Source organism: Lacticaseibacillus mingshuiensis (genome assembly GCF_016861785.1).
GTDB classification, from domain to species: Bacteria; Bacillota; Bacilli; order Lactobacillales; family Lactobacillaceae; genus Lacticaseibacillus; species Lacticaseibacillus mingshuiensis.
Map to the genome: position 1 here is coordinate 122,098 of NZ_BOLS01000006.1, position 17,848 is coordinate 139,945.

Annotated in this window: 17 protein-coding genes; 7 read left to right on the forward strand and 10 right to left on the reverse strand. The window is 57.1% G+C overall.

Annotated elements, in window-relative coordinates; translation table 11 throughout:
* Positions 1-8 precede the first annotated feature (8 nt).
* The 3 genes from JUE67_RS05425 to JUE67_RS05435 form a co-directional block, all read right to left on the reverse strand.
* Entirely contained in the window at positions 9-2,381 is a 2,373-nt protein-coding gene (locus tag JUE67_RS05425) for a DNA translocase FtsK (protein ID WP_203627679.1), read from the reverse strand.
* 121 nt (positions 2,382-2,502) lie between these two features.
* Positions 2,503-3,012, reverse strand: coding sequence for a tRNA (cytidine(34)-2'-O)-methyltransferase (locus JUE67_RS05430; RefSeq protein ID WP_203627681.1), 510 nt, complete (start codon positions 3,010-3,012; stop codon positions 2,503-2,505).
* Positions 3,013-3,674: 662 nt separating this feature from the next.
* The gene (locus tag JUE67_RS05435; RefSeq protein ID WP_203627682.1) at positions 3,675-4,499 is read right to left on the reverse strand and encodes a methyltransferase domain-containing protein; all 825 of its coding nucleotides are present in this window, start codon (positions 4,497-4,499) and stop codon (positions 3,675-3,677) included.
* Between the two features lie 94 nt (positions 4,500-4,593).
* On the opposite strand from JUE67_RS05435, the gene JUE67_RS05440 reads away from it, so the two are divergent.
* The 3 genes from JUE67_RS05440 to rpsN all read left to right on the forward strand — a co-directional run bounded on the left by JUE67_RS05440 (position 4,594) and on the right by rpsN (position 7,163).
* Positions 4,594-5,541, forward strand: coding sequence for a magnesium transporter CorA family protein (locus JUE67_RS05440; RefSeq protein WP_203627683.1), 948 nt, complete (start codon positions 4,594-4,596; stop codon positions 5,539-5,541).
* Between the two features lie 261 nt (positions 5,542-5,802).
* Positions 5,803-6,780: a GMP reductase gene (locus JUE67_RS05445; RefSeq protein ID WP_203627684.1), complete on the forward strand. Its 978-nt coding sequence runs from the start codon at positions 5,803-5,805 to the stop codon at positions 6,778-6,780.
* Between the two features lie 113 nt (positions 6,781-6,893).
* Positions 6,894-7,163, forward strand: a complete 270-nt coding sequence (gene rpsN, locus JUE67_RS05450; protein ID WP_125696991.1) for a 30S ribosomal protein S14 — start codon at positions 6,894-6,896, stop codon at positions 7,161-7,163.
* A 117-nt stretch (positions 7,164-7,280) separates the two neighbouring features.
* Here the strand turns inward: rpsN and JUE67_RS05455 are convergent, their stop codons facing one another.
* Entirely contained in the window at positions 7,281-7,655 is a 375-nt protein-coding gene (locus JUE67_RS05455) for a PTS glucitol/sorbitol transporter subunit IIA (RefSeq protein WP_203627685.1), read from the reverse strand.
* Between the two features lie 133 nt (positions 7,656-7,788).
* Here JUE67_RS05455 and JUE67_RS05460 point away from each other — a divergent pair, with 133 nt between their 5' ends.
* From JUE67_RS05460 to JUE67_RS05470, 3 genes are all read left to right on the forward strand, one after another.
* Positions 7,789-8,823: a lactonase family protein gene (locus tag JUE67_RS05460; RefSeq protein ID WP_203627686.1), complete on the forward strand. Its 1,035-nt coding sequence runs from the start codon at positions 7,789-7,791 to the stop codon at positions 8,821-8,823.
* A gap of 138 nt (positions 8,824-8,961) precedes the next feature.
* The gene (locus JUE67_RS05465) at positions 8,962-9,783 is read left to right on the forward strand and encodes an undecaprenyl-diphosphate phosphatase (protein ID WP_203627688.1); all 822 of its coding nucleotides are present in this window, start codon (positions 8,962-8,964) and stop codon (positions 9,781-9,783) included.
* 9 nt (positions 9,784-9,792) lie between these two features.
* On the forward strand, positions 9,793-10,428 hold the full coding sequence (locus JUE67_RS05470) for a copper homeostasis protein CutC (protein WP_203627690.1): 636 nt from the start codon (positions 9,793-9,795) through the stop codon (positions 10,426-10,428).
* Positions 10,429-10,804: 376 nt separating this feature from the next.
* On the opposite strand, the gene JUE67_RS05475 is transcribed toward JUE67_RS05470, so the two are convergent.
* From JUE67_RS05475 to yjbM, 4 genes are read right to left on the reverse strand one after another with little or no spacing between them, the layout of a single operon-like run.
* Entirely contained in the window at positions 10,805-11,674 is an 870-nt protein-coding gene (locus JUE67_RS05475; protein ID WP_203627692.1) for a DegV family protein, read from the reverse strand.
* Between the two features lie 13 nt (positions 11,675-11,687).
* Entirely contained in the window at positions 11,688-12,593 is a 906-nt protein-coding gene (locus JUE67_RS05480) for an RluA family pseudouridine synthase (RefSeq protein ID WP_203627694.1), read from the reverse strand.
* The gene (locus tag JUE67_RS05485) at positions 12,590-13,387 is read right to left on the reverse strand and encodes an NAD kinase (protein ID WP_125696998.1); all 798 of its coding nucleotides are present in this window, start codon (positions 13,385-13,387) and stop codon (positions 12,590-12,592) included. Before JUE67_RS05485 ends, JUE67_RS05480 begins: the two co-directional genes overlap by 4 nt.
* A complete protein-coding gene (gene yjbM, locus JUE67_RS05490) occupies positions 13,387-14,058 on the reverse strand; it encodes a GTP diphosphokinase (protein ID WP_125696999.1) in 672 nt (223 codons plus the stop codon). The genes JUE67_RS05485 and yjbM overlap by 1 nt, the downstream gene beginning before the upstream one ends.
* Positions 14,059-14,688: 630 nt before the next feature.
* Here yjbM and JUE67_RS05495 point away from each other — a divergent pair.
* Complete coding sequence (locus tag JUE67_RS05495; RefSeq protein ID WP_203637046.1) at positions 14,689-15,303, forward strand: DsbA family protein; 615 nt, start codon at positions 14,689-14,691, stop codon at positions 15,301-15,303.
* A 31-nt stretch (positions 15,304-15,334) separates the two neighbouring features.
* Here JUE67_RS05495 and JUE67_RS05500 read toward each other — a convergent pair whose 3' ends face one another.
* The gene (locus tag JUE67_RS05500) at positions 15,335-16,393 is read right to left on the reverse strand and encodes a competence protein CoiA (RefSeq protein WP_203627696.1); all 1,059 of its coding nucleotides are present in this window, start codon (positions 16,391-16,393) and stop codon (positions 15,335-15,337) included.
* A gap of 104 nt (positions 16,394-16,497) precedes the next feature.
* Complete coding sequence (locus JUE67_RS05505) at positions 16,498-17,841, reverse strand: PFL family protein (RefSeq protein WP_203627698.1); 1,344 nt, start codon at positions 17,839-17,841, stop codon at positions 16,498-16,500.
* Between the last annotated feature and the right edge of the window lie 7 nt (positions 17,842-17,848).

The following is a 17,848-nucleotide window of genomic DNA, read 5'->3' on the forward strand; positions in this document are numbered from 1 at the left end:
CCACTCCTCTAATTTTGCCCGCCTGCATCCACAGGTCCTTGCCCGTAAACTTTCCGCGGCTTGCTTCCTTCGCTGGGGCCGACCACCCCATTTTTTTCCAAGTCATCAATGAGCCTTGCCGCCCGGTTGTAGCCGATGCGGAAATTGCGTTGCAACATCGAGGTCGAGGCGCCTTGCTGCTGAATCACAAAGGCCTTGGCGTCTTCGTACAGCTCATCTTCGGACTCGCCATTCGCAGCGCCGCCTTCTTCGACATCGGCCGGCGCCATTTTATCATCATAGGCTGGGGCGACTTGGTTGGTGATCGCCTCGACCACCGCTTCGACATCCTCGGACGGAATGAACGCGCCCTGGATGCGCATCGGCTTGCTGGCATCCATCGGGGCAAACAGCATGTCGCCGCGTCCCAGCAATTTCTCGGCACCATTGGCATCCAAAATCGTGCGTGAATCCACCCCACTTGAAACGGCAAACGCGATGCGCGACGGGAAGTTGGCCTTGATCAAACCGGTGATGACATCCACGGAGGGCCGCTGAGTCGCGATGATCACGTGAATGCCGGCCGCCCGCGCCATTTGGCCGAGCCGCACCAGCGCCGTTTCAACCTCGCTACCGGCGACCATCATCAGATCGGACAATTCATCGACCACGACCACGATCAGCGGCAAATGTGGCAGGTTTGGATCTTGCGCCGCGGCGGCTTTCTTATTGTATTCGCCGACATTACGCACGCCGCCCGCTTCAAACAGTTCGTAGCGGCGCGTCATTTCATCCAGCACCTTGTTGAGGGCGGATGGGGCCTTTTTTGCCTCGGTGACCACCGGCGTCAGCAAATGCGGCACGCCATTGTAAACGGAAAGCTCGACTTTTTTCGGGTCGATCAGCATCATGCGCACTTCCGTCGGTTTGGCGGTCATCAAAATGCTGGTGATGATCACATTGATCATGACGGATTTCCCAGAACCGGTCGCACCGGCGATCAACAAATGCGGCATTTTGGTCAGGTCAAACGTCTTGACGTTGCCATCGACATCCCGCCCCAGCGGAATCACCAGCGGCTTGCCGGGATGCTGCGGGGTGTTGGCCAACACATCGCGGTAGCCAACCGTCGCGACTTGCTGGTTCGGGACTTCGATGCCGATCAACGACTTGCCGGGAATCGGGGCCTCAATGCGGATGTCTTTGGCGGCCAGCGCCAGCGCGAGGTCATCAGCCAAATTGACGATCTTGGAGACCTTCACCCCGACGGCCGGCTGAATCTCGTATTGCGTGATCGACGGGCCAAGCGTTGCGGACTTCACGGTCACATCCACGCCAAAGCTTTCAAACGTCTGCTTCAACTTGGTCCGATTGCGCTTGATCATCTGATAATCGGCTGTCTGATCTGCGGCGGCCGGCTGGGTCAACAGATCCAGTGGGGGCAAAATATAATCGTCCAGCGCCGCGTCATCCCCGGTCGCCAAGGTGACCTCATCAGGCTCAGGGGTCGGCTCAGGCTTGGTAGCAGGCCGCGGGCTCGGTTGCTTGCTTGGTTGCGGTGTCGGCTCAGTCCCAGTTGGCACCGCCCCTTTGATCGTGAACTCGTCACTGTCGGCCAATGGCGTCGGCAAGTCTTTATCATCGGCAAAAACGGGCTTGGGCTGCTGCACGCCATCGCCGTTAGTCGCACCTTTTGAAGCAGGCTTGGTCCGCGGCGGCTGGGCTTTGCGTTCAGCCTGCGCCGCAGCCGCCTTTTGCGTCAGGGCATGCGCGCCCCCGGCCAGCGACTGACCAGCGCGGCCGAGTTTTGCCCCGACCCAATGACACCCAGCGAAAAATTGATCTGCGGTCAGTCCAACCGCCAGCGCGCCGCCGATCAAGATCAGCAGCCACGCCACGATCACGGCGCCGGTCGCCGACAGAAGCGGCGCAAACAGTGAGAAGCCCGCGGCGCCCAAGAGGCCGCCGCCAACATCCGTGGTGGCAGACATCACGGCAAAATCCGCCTTCAGCAGACGCCACGTGGCCAGCCAGTAATGGCTGTGCACGGCCAATTTTGCCATCGCCGTTGCGGTCCATAAGATCAGCGCGCCCAAATAGATCAGGCCCCCGCCGATGCCTTGTTTGACCGGAATCTTGACCAGCCGCCCGGTGAACAGGAGCCACAGCCCAAATGCGGCCGTCAGCGCAGACGCAAACAGGACGGTGTCGCCGATGACCAGGCGATAGCAGTTCGCCATCACGATACCCAGCGCGCCGACCCGCGTCAGCGCCAGTAGCCCAATGATCGTCAGTGCGACGCCGACCCAGTTGAGGGTCCGGTCGACCGGCTTTTTGCGACTGGCAGGTCTTCTTTTTGTTGTGGTGTGCCCCTTGGCCGTCGTTCGCCGACGTTGCGCCATGTGTCTGCCTCCTTGACTCTTGCGACGCCCCCGCGCCGTTTTCCGAAAAAACGTTCAGCGCCTATTATACACGAGGTTTTCCAGAAAAACGAAAAGGCGGCCGCAGCGGGTCGCCTACCTGTCACTTCAATTTGTCATGCGGATAAGTATGCACGCGCTCCAGCCCGGCAAAATCCTGTTGGCGCAAGGCCTCATAGATGACAAGCGCCGCGCAGTTCGCCAAATTCAGCGCGCGCACGTCATCGGTCATCGGAATGCGCACCGCTTTTTCCGGATTGGCGCGCATAAATGGCTCCGGCAAACCGGTTGTTTCTTTGCCAAACATGAACCAGTGGTCGCAGGTGGTGTCGCTGTAATCGACATCCGAATAAGTCTGCTCGGCGAATTTTGAGACCAGATATAAATGGGTCGGATCCGTCACTGTTTTCATAAAATCATCGAGCGAGTCATGATAGACCACGCGCACACTCGCCCAATAATCCAGGCCGGCTCGCTTGAGATGCTTGTCGTCGGTCTCAAACCCAAGCGGCTTGATCAGGTCCAGCACACTATCCGTCGCCGCCGCGGTGCGGGCGATATTACCGGTATTCGATGGAATCAACGGTTCATATAATACAAGATGATTTGTCATCACGCGCCTCCAAACACTGTTCTCAAGTGTAACATAAAAAACGAGGGTGCGACGGCTCGCGGGATGGTCGTGCATATAGGCTCGCCTAGTGCTTGGTGGCGCACTTAGCCACCGAGTGCTGGGCGTCCCTATATGTCTCGACCATGCGAGCCAAAGCCCGACTGTGAAGGGTGCGGCGCGGGGCGCTCAGGGACGGGCGGCTAACTAGGCTCGGGTGCTTGGTGGCGTCCTTAGCCACCGAGTGCACGAGCCTGTTAGCTGTCCCGCCCCTGCCCTGCGGAGCCCGACTGTGAAGGGTGCGGCGGCTCGCGAAATGGTCGTGCATATAGGCTCGCCTAGTGCTTGGTGGCGCACTTAGCCACCGAGTGCTGGGCGTCCCTATATGTCTCGACCATGCGAGCCAAAGCCCGACTAAGAAGGCTGCGGCGGCTCGCGGGATAGCCCCGTCCCGCCGAACCGGCGCACAAAAAAACGTATCACCTCGGTGCTGCGCACGGCGAGACGATACGTTAGTGAAGTTTTTCATCGCTAACTTTTATCAATTTCCCAAAAGCAAGCCCTGATAAAAGCCAGAAATAAAAAAGCTTAAGAGTAACTTAACACCGCCAATGGCCGAATGCAACCATCTGTGCATAAATTTTTTACATCCTGCACAGGTGTCCTCATATCGTTAACAGATCGACCGCCACATGAATGCTCGCAGGCGGCGCAGCCAGCATCGCCTCGCGTTTTTCAGCCGGAGCCTGCCAGGACAGCGGCGTCATCGCCAACACATCGGCAAATCCCGCCGCATCCACCGGGTGATCGTAGACGATCGCGGTTTGCTTGGCTTGCGGATACGCCGCCTTGAACCGCGCCAGAACACGCGTGTTGCTGTATGTCCCCTTCGCCGTGCCGCCGTATAGCCCCTGCCGCAATTCGCGCAGGTAGTCCGCTTGCGGAATCACCTTGAACAACCGGCTTTCCGGCGCGCGCACGCGATCAAATTCCTCATACGCCCCCGGTGAAAACAGGTCGACGATGGCCGAGAACCGCCCAGCCAAAAATGGCAGATGCGCGAGATCCGCCACGCAGAAAAAGGCGGAGGTGGCCAGGCTCCCGGCCAGCTCGATTGCAGGCTGAGAGATGTCAAACCCCACCGCAGCTGCCCCGCTTTCGGCTAATTTGGCAGTCGGTGTTCCCTCCCCGCAGCCAATATCCAGCAGTCGATCCGTCGCAGTGAGCTGGGCCTTGATCTCCGCCAAAAACGGGTCGAACAGGCCATTTGCCAACGCGCGTCGCCGCGCCTCGAGCATGGGCCGGCTGTATTCTGTTTTGACTGGCGCATTGAGAAAGTTCGCCGTCCCCTTGCGCGAGAGGTCAAACCGGTGGCCATTTGCACAGACCAGACTCGTTTCTTCTATTAATAATGGCTCACGGCACACCGGGCAAGCCAAAAGCGGCGACTGATCCGCCAGCCAGGCCGCTTTTTGGGCGATCTTTCGCATCTTAGTCTCATTTCCTTTAAAATTGATTGCGGCAAAAAGTACCTTTTGCCGGCAAATTAACGTAGACTGGAGAAAGACACAAGGAGGAGCCCGTATGCTTTCTATCTATAAATTCGATGATACGATGGGTCAACTCAAGACTCAAGCCAAAATCGAATCCGATGTCTGGATCGATGCGGTCGATCCGACCCCAGAAGAAATGACCAAGTTGCAAAAAAAGGCCCGGGTGCCGGAAGCCTTTTTGCTATATGGTCTTGATCCCGATGAAGGGGCCCGCTATGAATACGACGAGGACTACGATGCGCACTTATTGATCTTCGACATGCCGGTCGTCAGTCAGGACAGCAAGCACCGGGTCGCCTACAAAACGGTGCCGCTGGCCGTGATCTTGACGACGACCGCCATCATCACGATCGACAACACGGCGCAGCCTCTGCTGGCCCTGTTTGCCAGCGGGAAGGTCGCCGGGTTCAATCCAAAAATGAAATCGCGCGCCGCCCTGCAGATGCTCTACCAGATCTCCGTGTCCTACCTCGCGTATCTGCGCGACATCAACAAGGCTCGCGAGGCGCTGGAGACCAAGCTGCAAAATAATCTGAAAAACGAGGAGCTCTATGCGTTGATGGGTATTCAGCGCGGCTTGGTTTACTTCATGATGAGCCTGCGCACCGACCGCAACGTCCTCGATCAGCTCAAACGCACCAACCCGCTGCACCTCAATGAAGAGGACCTCGACTTGCTCGATGACACGATCATCGAAAATCAGCAAGGCACCGAAATGGCGCAGATCTCAAACTCCATCATCAACGAGACTGCCGACACCTATTCGTCGGTCATTTCCAACAACATGAACCGCGTGATGAAGTTTCTGACCTCATACTCGATCATCCTGACCATCCCCACCCTCGTCTTTTCATTTTACGGGATGAACGTGGAGCTGCCATTTGCGGGCATGCATGTCAGCTGGTTGATCACGATCATCATCTCGCTTGTGATCTCAGTGTTGATCGCATTTCAGTTTTATAAAAACAAGTACTTTTGATTCATTCAAACAGAATTGCGAAAGTCGGCCTTGTGCCGGCTTTTTTGATTCAGGGTGCGGCGCGCTTAAGAGTATAAGCAGCCAGGTCCCTGCAACCCCACTCAGCATGGGACACCCCACCCTCGAATAAAACACGAACATTATTTTTATATTCAAGCACATTGTTGACAGTTTTCTGTTTTTGCCGTATATTTTGTCGCGGTGTGAAAATCACCGCGCAATTTCGCAGATAATGTTCGGCTTTTAGAAAGGACGACACAGATGGAAATTTTTGATTACGAGGACATTCAGCTGATTCCAAACAAGTGTATCGTGCGCTCTCGCAAGGAGGTAGACACCTCTGTCGAGTTCGGCGGACGGACGTTCAAGATTCCCGTGGTGCCGGCCAATATGCAAACGATCATCGACGAGCCCCTGGCGAAGTGGCTGGCGGCCAATGGCTATTTTTACGTGATGCATCGCTTTGAACCCGAACGGCGCGCCGCATTTATCAAGCAGATGCACGAAGATGGCCTCTTCGCCTCGATCTCTGTCGGCGTGAAAGACGAAGAATTCGCCTTCATCAAGGAGCTGGCCGGCGCGCAACTGAATCCGGAATATATCACCATCGACATCGCGCATGGCCACGCCCAGATCGTGATGGACATGATTCAGCACATCAAAAAATACCTGCCGGACGCCTTTGTTATCGCCGGCAATGTCGGCACCCCAGAAGGCGTTCGCGAACTTGAAAATGCCGGGGCGGATGCGACCAAAGTCGGCATCGGCCCAGGGAAGGTCTGCATCACCAAGATCAAGACTGGATTCGGGACCGGCGGCTGGCAATTGGCAGCGCTGCGCTGGTGCGCCAAAGCCGCGCGCAAGCCGATCATCACGGATGGCGGCATTCGCACCCATGGCGACATTGCCAAGTCTCTGCGTTTCGGCGCGACAATGTGCATGATCGGGTCCCTATTTGCCGGTCATGAAGAGACCCCAGGCAAAAAAGTGACCGTCGATGGCAAACGGTATCAGGAGTATTTTGGCTCCGCCTCAGAATACCAAAAAGGCGACCACCACAATGTCGAAGGCAAAAAAATGCTGATTCCGCTGAAGGGCCACATTGCCGACACCCTCAAGGAAATGCAGGAAGACCTGCAGTCGGCTGTGTCCTATGCCGGCGGGCGCGATCTGGCGGCACTGACTAAGGTCGATTACGTCATTGTGAAAAACTCGATCTTCAACGGCGATCAGTATTAAGCTAACTTTTAGTAAGTTTTCCGTGCACTCCGGGTCGGCGCGTGTTAGAATTGACCACGATGTTACTAGTGATCGACCTAACCCAAACCAAAAACTCAAATACGGAGGACTGCATGGCTAAGAAATCTAAGATCGAAAAAGCCAAGAAGATCGAACTGACCGTGGCCAAATACGCCACGCTTCGCGCAGAATACAAAGCGACAGGCAATTACGCCGCGCTTCAGACGCTGCCGCGCAACGCCAGCCCAGTGCGGATGCATAACCGCGACGAACTGGATGGCCGCCCGCATGCTTACATGCGCAAGTTCCATCTTTCGCGACTCAACTTCCGGGATCTCGCGCATAAGGGCCAGATTCCTGGCGTGCGCAAAGCTTCTTGGTAAGTTAGCGTCAGTTAAAAAAATGGACCTCAGGCACCCAACTCTCACGGGTGCCTGAGGTCCTATTTTTTTGTCCAAACAGCGTGGCGGCTCTTACCTGCGCCGTCTTTTCGCCAGGCCTCACTCAGCCGTCCGATACGTCAAGGGCTCGCCCACCGTAAACGTGGGGACCTGAGTCGGGGTGAGATACAGCGCATTGGCAAGCGGCGCCTCGGTTGGCACAGGGCCGAAGACGAGTGCGACATGGCCGATCGCCTGCAGATTTTCGTTTGCCAACGCGCCGACATGGGTGATCGTATAGCCTTGCGCCCCCACCTGCAACGTATCGCCTTCTGCTAGCGTCAATGCCTGCTGACTCACGCGGTCTGTGAACCGTTGAATCACCGACACATCCTGCAGCGGCGCCGTTGCCGTTTCCCCAAATAAGATCACCAGCGCCGCATCGCTGCCCAAAGCGTCTGGGCCGATCGCTGTGATCTCCGAAGTTGTTTCCATCTGCGCCCCTCCTTTTTGTCTTCAGTTATCATACCATGCCGCGAAACGGGTGCGGCAATGTTATACTGAAAGCGCAATTGTTTTGAACACACGCAGACGCGTTGAACACGACTGCGTTCAGGAGGCAATATCAATGAAGCAAACAGTTCTGCTTGGCGGCTACACCCGCCACGGCGGCAAAGGGGTCTACCGAGCCGCTTTTGATTCCGAAACCGGTGCGCTCAGCCCCTTCACGCCCTTCATCACGAGCCTAACATCGCCGACTTACATGGCGGTCTCAAGCGCGAACATCGCGTACATCGTCAGTGCAGGCGATGGTGAAGGCGGCGTTGCGGCCTTTGACCTGAATGGTGCCACCCCGCGCCTGATCAACAGCGTCCTGACACCGGGTGGTTCCCCGGCGCACATTTCCCTTGATGAAAAACGCGTGCTGGTCTTTGCGGCGTTTTACCATGATGGCCGCGCCAATGTTTACAAGATCGGCGAAGATGGCGGCCTCACCGCCACGGACAGCGTGCAACATGCGGGCAACGGACCGCGGCCAGAGCAGGACGAAGCGCATGTCCATTTTGCGGCGCTCACGCCAGACGACCGGCTTGCCCTTGTCGATCTGGGCAACGACACCGTCACCACCTATCCAGTTGATGAAGCCGGCAAGCTTGGCGCACCGACGATCTTGAACACCCCGAAAGGCTACGGCCCACGCCATTTGGTCTTCAATCACAAGCGGCCGATCGCCTACCTGCTTGGCGAATTGTCCAGCAACCTGACCGTGATGCCATATGATGCAACGACGGGTAGCTTCACCATGGGCCAGACGGTCAAAACGATTCCGGACGATTACACCGACTTCAACGGAGCCGCAGCGATTCGGCTCTCCAGCGACGACCGCTTCCTGTATGCCTCCAACCGCGGCTATAACACGATCGTTGTGTACGCCGTCAGCGAAGATGGGCTGAGCCTGACCGAGATCCAGCAGATCTCAACGGAAGGCGACTTCCCGCGTGATTTTGACCTCGACCTGAGCGAGACCTATGTCCTAGCCGTCAACCAAAAAACGAGCAACGGCACCCTGTATCAGCGCGATGCCGCCACGGGCAAGCTCACCTTGGCCGCCAAAGACCTGGAGACCCCAGAGGCGGTGAACGTCGTCTTTTTGAAAGACTAAGCTTTGATCTGAAATAGCGGCGATGCGTCGCTATTTTTTTGCCCCCATCATCGGCTTTTTCATTAAATTTTCGCCATGGCGTTGTCACGCTCCGTCTGGCCGGTATACTTGAAGTATTGATCTGCAAGGAGGAGCCTCATGCTAGACATTATCAAAGCCATCGTGATCGGCATCGTCGAAGGGTTGACGGAATTTCTGCCGATCAGTTCGACCGGCCACATCGACCTGGTCAATCATGTGATCAAGTTGAACCAAAGCGCGGATTTCACCGCGATGTTTGAATACGTGATTCAATTCGGCGCGATTCTCGCCGTCATCTTGCTTTATTTCAACAAGTTGAACCCGTTTGCCCCCAGCAAGTCCGCCCCGGAGAAAAAAGCGACCTGGCTGATCTGGGCAAAAGTGATCGTCGCCGTTTTGCCCTCGGTCATCATCGGCCTGCCGCTGAATGATTGGATGGACGCGCATCTGCACACCCCGCAAGTTGTCGCAACGACCTTGATCTTCTATGGGATCTTGTTCATCGTCATCGAGAACTGGGCCAAGGACAAACAGCCAGCCGTGTCGCGCCTGGCCGACCTGTCCTTCCAGACCGCCCTGTTCATCGGCCTGTTTCAGACGCTGTCGATCATCCCCGGCACCAGTCGCTCCGGTGCGACGATTCTGGGCGCGATCATTCTCGGCACCAGCCGGGCAGTGGCAACGGAATTCTCGTTTTATCTCGCGATTCCCACAATGGTCGGCGTGTCGATTTTGAAAATTGGCAAGTTCATCATGAATGGCAACAGTTTGACCGGCGAGCAATGGGCCGTCCTGTTGACCGGGCTCATCGTCTCGTTTCTGGTCGCCGTGGTCGCGATCAAGTGGCTCATCAAATTCGTCAAGACGCACGATTTCAAACCCTTTGGCTGGTATCGCATCGGCCTCGGGCTCGTCGTCTTGCTGGTCTTATTCCTATAGGAGGTCCCCATGTTAAAAGAAGTCGCAGTTGAAAATTTCACCAACATTCCCCGCGCCATTGCGGCCGGTGCCCGGCGCATCGAGCTCAATGATAACCTGGCGGTGGGCGGCACCACCGTTTCAAAAGGCACCATGGCCGAGGCGACCGCGTATTGCCACGATCATGACGCGAGCGTGGTCGCCATGATTCGGCCCCGCGGCGGTGATTTTGTCTATAACGACACGGAATTGAAGATCATGGAAGCCGATATTTTTGAAGCCCAGGCGCTGGGTGTGGATGCCGTGACGTTCGGGGTCCTCACCCCAGACGGCCAGCTCGACACAGAGGCCATGGCCCAATTGATCGCGGCAGCTGGCGGCATGGATGTCGTGATGCACATGGCGTTTGACGCAATGCCCGAAGCCAACCAAGGCGTGGCGATCACCTGGCTCGCCGACCATGACGTCGTGCGCATCCTGTCGCACGGCGGCCCGCTGACCACACCGATCACCGAAACACTGACCCATCTTGGCGACTTAGTCAAAGAAGCCGGCGATCGCATCACCATTTTGCCGGGCGGCGGCGTGACCGCGGCCAACGTCGACCACATCGTCGAAGTGTTGGGTGTGCAACAGGCACATGGGACGAAGATCATAAGTTATTAAAGGGTGTGGAGGCTCGCGTATAGGGGTTGGCAGTTAGCTCGGCCTAGGTGCTTGATGGCGCACCTTGCCATCGAGTGCCTAGGTCAGCTAAGTGTCCCACCCCTGCGAGCCGGAACCCAACTAAAGGGTGTGGAGGCTCGCGTATAGGGGTGGGCAGTTAGCTCGGCCTAGGTGCTTGATGGCGCACCTTGCCAGCGAGTACCTAGGTCAGCTAAGTGTCCCACCCCTGCGAGCCGGAACCCAACTACGGGGTGCCAAGGCTCGCGGGATGGCCGGGTAGCTAACCATCCCCTTGCTTCCAACAAAAAGGCGCGCAACCAAGTCAAATCGGTTGCGCGTCTTTTGCGTTCTATTAAATTTTATAATGGCAGTTCAATTATGCATGCGGCTCGCTGGCGATCACAAAGGCCGCCACGCAGCCAAATCCGGTGTGGCTGGCGATGGTCAAGCCGATCGGGCCGGTCAAGACATTGGCATCCGGCGCCTGGCTCAAGATATGCGCTTTGACCTCATCGGCCGCCGCCCAATCCCCGCTGGTGGCGATCAGGATCTGCTGACTCGGATCAGCTGGCAAGGCCGCCAAGATCTTATCCCCCAGCGTGAGCAGCGCGCGTTTGCGGGCGCGGACCTTGCTGACCATGCGCAGCTTCCCCTCCGGATCGACATCCAGAATCGGTTTGATGTTCAAAAGCGTGCCCAGCGTCGCCGCCGTGCGCGAGACCCGACCGCCATGATACAGGTAGTCCAGATTATCCACGGTGAACCAGGACTGAAGCCGATTTTTCTCTGCTTCAATGTAGTCCGCGACCTCGTCGAGACTCTTGCCCGCCTGTTTCTGGGCGATCGCGTCCAGCACAAGGCGCCCTTCCCCAGCTGAGGCTGCCAAAGTGTCGACAATGCGCAGCGTTGCGTCTGGGTATTTTTCCAAAAGCAGGTCGCGTGCCTGAAGCGCCGAGCTCAGTGAACCGGACAGGCCGCTTGAAAAACCGAGGTATAACACCGGGGTGCCCGCCTTGAGATACGGTTCGAAAAACGCCTCGTACTCGCCCACGTTGACCTGGGCGGTGGTCGGCATCACGCCTGACTTGATCTTGGCAAAAAAGTCTTCGAGGTCGTAGCTTTGGCCCAGATCGTCGTTGAGCTCCTGTCCGTCGACTTCAAAATGGAATGGGACGAATCCCACGTCTGCTGCCTGGAGTGTGTCGTAGCTGAGATCGCAAGCCGAATCAGTCAATAATTGGTACATCTTCCCACATCCTTTACGCCCTATCGATGGGCAACTCTAACATGTCACACAAGGATACCATATCCGATGGCACCGCGGCGGTCAATTCCAGCGTCCGCTGCAAAAAAGGATGCCAAAGGGCCAGCTTCCAGCAATGCAGCGCCTGGCGCGTGATGCCGCGCATTGGGCCGCCGTACAAGTCATCCCCATACAGCGGATGGCCGACGCCGGCAAAATGCACCCGAATCTGATGCGTCCGCCCGGTGTGCAGCGCCACCTGAGCGACTAACCCGGCCGAATTTTGCGCCAGCACCTGATATTCCGTGATCGACCGTTTGCCATTTGCGACCACTTTTCGCCGCATGTAAAAGTCGGGGTCATGGCCGATCGGTAACATCAGCCACCCATGCGGCGGCATCGGTGTCTTATTCGTCGCCACAGCCAGGTACGTTTTTTGCAAGCGGGTACTGTGCAACTGGCGGTCCAGTAGGCTGTGGACAAAACCGTGCTTGGCAAACAGCATCAGCCCCGACGTGTCGCGGTCCAGCCGGGTCACCACATGCACCGCGGCGCTTTCCGCGTGTTCCGCCAGCAAATGCGCCTTCACGTAATTGGCCATGCTGTCGTTGCCGCGCAAAGGGTCCGGTATCGACGCGACGCCGGCCGGCTTATTGACCACCAACAGATAGGCATCCTCATACACAATGTCCAGCGGAAACGGCGTCGGCACCACCACGTCCTTGACGATCTCTGGCGCCGTTTGCAGCAAGATGCGGTCGCCATCTTGCACCAAAAAGGCGAGGTTGCGCTGCTTTTTGTTGACGAACACAAACCCGCCTTGATATTTGAGCCGCTTCAACTGAATGCGCGAAAATCCCTCATGCTGCAAAAATCGGCCTAGCGCAAGGGACTCCCCATGATATCGCCACTGAAATCTCATTGCTTTGCGCCAATGAAGGCGTCCTCGACCCGATCCCAGAAATGCATGTGGCGGTACCGGGCAAAATGAATCCGTTCATCCGCAATGCGGAAGCGAATCTCCGTGACCATTTGCGGTGTGATCGTAAACTGATCGATGGTCATCAAATAATCCTGGAACGCCTCGGGCCGCGTGATCATCCACTCATCGGGCGCCAAGATCATCGGCGCCGCCAAGGTTCGGAACACACGATTGTTGATCGAGGCGATCTCCGTGACCTGCAAGGCATCCAGCCGCGGATGCATCACCGCCCCGCCGTTTGATTTACTGTACCCCGTCGAGCCGGTTGGGGTGCACACGCAAAGCCCATCGCCGCGAAAACTTTCAAAGAAGTTTTCCTTGATGTAGACATCCGCGCGCATCGTGCCGTTGGGCCGCTTCAAAGTCGCCTCGTTCAACGCGAGGTAATGGGAGGTCGTGCCATCTTCATAATCCGCCAACACATCAAGCAGCGGATAGCTGACACTTTCCCCGGAATCATTTTTCAAAGCTTCGACAAGCTCGTCGATCTCAAAATCGCGCCAGTCGGTATAAAAGCCGAGGTGGCCTGTATGCACACCGATGAAGCGCACCGAGTTGAGCTGATCGGCGTAGCGGTGAAAGGCGGAAAGCAGCGTGCCGTCGCCGCCGATCGAGATCACGACATCCGGCCGTTTCTCGTCCATCACAAAACCACCAGCGGCCAGCCCAGCAGTGAGCTTCTGGTTGGCCTCCAGCGACTTGGCATTATTGTTGTGGACGATCGAGATTCGCATTAATCCTCACCTTTTTCATCATCGTCATGCGGCCGGATCATCGGGACATTTTGCCCCTTCCCATAGGAGAACAACTGCTGCGCTTCCTGAATCTCTTCGCGAATCTCAGACATCTCTTTATCCAGCATAAAACTGGCTTCGGCTGCCCGCTTTAATCGAGCCTTCAATTCGTCTGGAAATTCGCCTTGATATTTATAATTCAGCGAATGTTCGATCGTCGCCCAGAAATTCATGGACATGGTGCGAATCTGGACTTCCGCCAGCAGCCTTTTTTCGCCATGGACCAGCTGCACCGGATACTCGATCACCACATGATAAGACCGATAGCCCGAGGGTTTGACGTTCGTAACATAATCGCGCTCCTCGACCACTTTCATGTCGTTGCGCTTGTGCAACATGTCAACGACCTCATAAATGTCTTCAACAAACTGGCACTGAATGCGCAGCCCGGCGATATCCTGCATATCCTGTTCGAGCATCTCATCAGAGATATAGCGGCGAGATTGCTTTTCAATGATCGAATCCACCGGCTTGACGCGGCCGGTGACAAATTCGATCGGCGAATGCTCACTAGCCTGCTGGAACTGCTTACGCATCCCGCGAAACTTGATCTTGAGCTCACTGACCGCTTGTTCGTATGGCATCAAAAATGAATCCCAATCGCGCTGCATCGCGCCGCCTCCTACCATCGCGGCGGCCAAAACACGCACCCGGCCGCCACTGACAAATTCTATTACATTTTAACATAGTTCAAGAGACAGGGTGCGGAGGTCCGCGGGATGGTGGATCAGCTAACTTGGCCCTGGCGCTTGAGGCGCTCTTCGCCTCGAGTGACGGGGACAGTTAGCTGTATCCACCATGCGGACCGCAGCCCAACTTCACGGTGCGGAGCCGAGCGGGTTTGGGGCATGCAGCTAGTCCAGCTGCCCCGTGTAACGCACACCTCTTCTCCGAACATCCGTCTTTCGTGTCGCGTATCGTGAACACCCAAGTGAAAAAATTCATCATCTTCGCCAGATCAATATCAAGGAAGCGTGGCCCGCCGACGCGAAAAACAGTTTCGAAAGCCAGGTCCCGAAAATAATAGAAATATAACTAATATGCACCAACCAATTTAAAATTTTTGATACGCAAATCTGCTACCTCTGATTAGTGGAGACTTTTCCATCAAATCTGACAGCCGCGCCGGCATTCAATTGATGTGAAAAACTCACAAGCTAAATCGTTGCACCATCCACGATATCTGGTACATTATAGATATCAACAGACTGTGCCTGTGTCATTTTTCTAGGAGGTCCACCATGCTTGAGATCTTTCTGTTCGTCAACCCGCTTGGCACGCGCTGTCGACACGCAGAACAGGCGATGACGCGTATTGCCCAAGAACTGCCCACGCCGATCACCCTTCATTTTGTCCCCTTAGTCAACTTTGCGATCATTGACGCTTTTATGGCGCGCCACCATTTAGATGAAAACGATCTGGCGCTTCGCAACCAACTCTTCGATGCGGCCTATCAGGTCTCGCTGGATTACAAGGCCGCCCAGTTCCAGGGCAATCGCCTCGCGCGGGCCCTGTTGATCGCAGAACAGGAAATGTTTCGTCACCATCACCGTCAATACGATGCGGCCTTCGCCGACCAGTGCATTCAGGCATCTGGGCTGGACCGCGAAGTCTTTGACGCCGATCGAGCCGAAGAGGCGGCGATGCATAACTGCTTCACCTCGGATCAGCGCATCGCCTATGAAATGGGCGTGACCGAGACACCGGCCGCCGTGATCTTCGATGTCACGCATCCGGATCGCGATGGTGTGCGCGTGTTGAACATCACCAGCTATCACCACCTCAAACACATTTGCGAACAGATCGGCGCGGCCAGCCAACCGTTGCCACCGCAACGTCTGCTTCACATTTTGTGACCATGCGAAAACGGGTAGTCCTGCAATTGGACTACCCGTTTTGCTTTGTCTGGCGCACCAATGCAAGCTCTTTGACCGTCAGATCTGGATACCAGGGTGGGCGGCGTTGCCAAGCAAAGCCACTGACTGTTTTCACCAACCACCTCTGGTCGATCAGGACCGCCAGCCACGCGCGGCGTATCGCAGACAACACCGCAAATGGCGGCAACAGCGGCGTGTGCACGAGCGGGGCGAGCCCGCGCCAAAAATCCTGCTCCGCGGCTTGTGAAATGGTGGGCGCCTCCTGAAACGCCAGCAACCACTGCACCCGCACCTGCCACTCGGGCAAATGTAGCCCGATCAGCCCGCTGCCCGCCTCATGCACGACCCAGGGGCAGCCAGCGAGATGCAGGCCCCGTTCATAACAAGCCCGCTGCAACGCGACCACCCGCTTATCGGCAAAATGCAGCTGCGTCTGAATTTGTTCGGCCTCTCGCAGTGGATCGCGGCGGCGCGGCAACACACGAGTCGCGCCCGGCAGCCGGGTCTCGGTCAAAGTCGCCGGGGCCAATTGCCAATGAATCAGCTGACCGCCTGGCATTTTCAAAAACCAAAGCTGAAACCCCGGGCTCAAAAACAGCCCCTGTTTGCTGGTCGGCCAGGCGCTTTGGTAACGACTGCCCAGCACCCAGAATACGGTGAGGCCAAGTTGCTGATAGCCCCTGGTGCGCGCCGCCAATTTTTCCTCATTGAGCGGGCTGCACTGGAATTCGAGCACCAGCGTCGCCTCCCCGCGCCGCCACACCACATCGGCGCGCTGGCGAATACTTGGAAAATAGGTCTCAAGCGCCACCTCATAACCCAATTTTGCCCCCAGGTCCGCCAGCCATCGCTTGCCCGTCAAATGTTGCAGACTTTCCGGCTCGGTGCTGGCCTCACACGGCGGCCCCAGATGATAAAAATGCGCCGGCATGATTGCCCCATTGCGCACCCCGACTGGCATTCGGCAAGCCGGGCAGACAAACTGACCGCCCTGAACCCGCAGCGCAGCGGCCTGCTCATGATCATTCAACGTGACCAGTTGCGCCTTGCTATCCATCGCCACAAACATCACGCATCCCTCCTTTATAAAGAGATTACGCAAAAACGCCTGGCGCCCCTCCTAAGCTGAAGAGGGACGCCAGGCGTTTTGGAAAAAGGCGGCACCAAAATAAGTTAGTTTTTGAAGCTATGCAGCGGCGCTGGAATGCGTCCCCCACGGCCGATCAACACGCTGGCATCCCCGTCGTTGACCGCCATGATCGGGGCACGGCCAAACAGCCCGCCGAATTCGATGCTTTCGCCGACTGTTTTCCCCGGCACCGGAATCACGCGCACCGCAGTCGTCTTGTTGTTGATCATGCCGATCGCGGCTTCATCGGCGATCATGCCGGCGATCGTGGTGGCTGGGGTGGCGCCCGGAATGGCGATCATGTCGAGGCCAACGCTGCAGACGGCGGTCATTGCCTCCAGTTTTTCCAGATTGATCTGACCGGCTGCCGCGGCCTGAATCATGTTAGCGTCTTCGGAAACTGGGATGAACGCGCCGGACAAGCCGCCGACACGCTCACAGGCCATGATGCCCCCTTTTTTCACCGCATCGTTGAGCAGCGCCAAGGCCGCCGTGGTCCCCGGCGTCCCGACATGGCTGAGGCCCAGTGTCTCCAAGATCTGGGCCACTGAGTCGCCTTCTGCCGGGGTCGGCGCCAGCGACAGATCGACGATGTTGAACGGTACGCCGAGGCGCTCGGCCGCCTGCTGGCCCACGAATTGGCCCATGCGCGCGACCTTGAACGCCGTTTGCTTGATCACTTCGCAGATCTCTTGGAACGGCGCATCGGGATGCTGGGCCAAGGCGCGCTGGACAACGCCGGGACCAGAGACCCCCGTGTTCACCGCGCAGTCGCCTTCAGACACGCCCCAAAACGCGCCGGCCATGAAGGGATTGTCTTCGACCGCATTGGCGAAAACCACCAGCTTCATCGCATTTTCTGGTTTGATCGCCGCGACCTCTTTGACGACTTGCCCCATCAAGGCGACGGCGTCCATGTTGAGCCCGGCGCGCGTGCTCCCCACGTTGACGCTCGAACAGACGCGCTCCGTGCTGGCCAGCGCCTCTGGAATCGCGTGCATCAAAGCGAGGTCCGCCTGGGTGCAGCCATTTTCGACCAGCGCGGAAAACCCGCCGATCAGGTCGACACCGACCGCTTTGGCGGCCTCATCCAGCGTTTTTGCCAACAGGACAAAATCCGGGTGCGGATCTTGGCCCGCCAACAACGCCACCGGGGTCACACTGATGCGCTTGTTGACGATCGGAATGCCATACTCACTTTCGATCGCGTTGGCGACCTCGACCAAATGGGCCGCCTTGGTCGTGATTTTGCGCGTGATCGCCGCAGCGGTGGCGGCCGTGTTTTCCCCAATGCAATCCAGCAGCGAGATGCCCATGGTGATGGTGCGGATGTCGAGGTTCTCTTCGCTGATCATTTCGATCGTTTCTTTGATCTGATTGGTGTCCATGGCCGCC

What these genes read in the sequence shown, in the direction of transcription:
- JUE67_RS05460 (WP_203627686.1), top strand. Translation starts at nt 7,789, where the DNA reads ATGAAGCAAACAGTTCTGCTTGGCGGCTACACCCGCCACGGCGGCAAA.
- rpsN (WP_125696991.1), top strand. Translation starts at nt 6,894, where the DNA reads ATGGCTAAGAAATCTAAGATCGAAAAAGCCAAGAAGATCGAACTGACC.
- JUE67_RS05495 (WP_203637046.1), top strand. Translation starts at nt 14,689, where the DNA reads ATGCTTGAGATCTTTCTGTTCGTCAACCCGCTTGGCACGCGCTGTCGA.
- JUE67_RS05505 (WP_203627698.1), bottom strand. Translation starts at nt 17,841, where the DNA reads ATGGACACCAATCAGATCAAAGAAACGATCGAAATGATCAGCGAAGAG.
- JUE67_RS05465 (WP_203627688.1), top strand. Translation starts at nt 8,962, where the DNA reads ATGCTAGACATTATCAAAGCCATCGTGATCGGCATCGTCGAAGGGTTG.
- JUE67_RS05455 (WP_203627685.1), bottom strand. Translation starts at nt 7,655, where the DNA reads ATGGAAACAACTTCGGAGATCACAGCGATCGGCCCAGACGCTTTGGGC.
- JUE67_RS05470 (WP_203627690.1), top strand. Translation starts at nt 9,793, where the DNA reads ATGTTAAAAGAAGTCGCAGTTGAAAATTTCACCAACATTCCCCGCGCC.
- JUE67_RS05500 (WP_203627696.1), bottom strand. Translation starts at nt 16,393, where the DNA reads ATGTTTGTGGCGATGGATAGCAAGGCGCAACTGGTCACGTTGAATGAT.
- JUE67_RS05430 (WP_203627681.1), bottom strand. Translation starts at nt 3,012, where the DNA reads ATGACAAATCATCTTGTATTATATGAACCGTTGATTCCATCGAATACC.
- JUE67_RS05475 (WP_203627692.1), bottom strand. Translation starts at nt 11,674, where the DNA reads ATGTACCAATTATTGACTGATTCGGCTTGCGATCTCAGCTACGACACA.
- JUE67_RS05485 (WP_125696998.1), bottom strand. Translation starts at nt 13,387, where the DNA reads ATGCGAATCTCGATCGTCCACAACAATAATGCCAAGTCGCTGGAGGCC.
- JUE67_RS05435 (WP_203627682.1), bottom strand. Translation starts at nt 4,499, where the DNA reads ATGCGAAAGATCGCCCAAAAAGCGGCCTGGCTGGCGGATCAGTCGCCG.
- JUE67_RS05445 (WP_203627684.1), top strand. Translation starts at nt 5,803, where the DNA reads ATGGAAATTTTTGATTACGAGGACATTCAGCTGATTCCAAACAAGTGT.
- yjbM (WP_125696999.1), bottom strand. Translation starts at nt 14,058, where the DNA reads ATGCAGCGCGATTGGGATTCATTTTTGATGCCATACGAACAAGCGGTC.
- JUE67_RS05440 (WP_203627683.1), top strand. Translation starts at nt 4,594, where the DNA reads ATGCTTTCTATCTATAAATTCGATGATACGATGGGTCAACTCAAGACT.
- JUE67_RS05480 (WP_203627694.1), bottom strand. Translation starts at nt 12,593, where the DNA reads ATGAGATTTCAGTGGCGATATCATGGGGAGTCCCTTGCGCTAGGCCGA.
- JUE67_RS05425 (WP_203627679.1), bottom strand. Translation starts at nt 2,381, where the DNA reads ATGGCGCAACGTCGGCGAACGACGGCCAAGGGGCACACCACAACAAAA.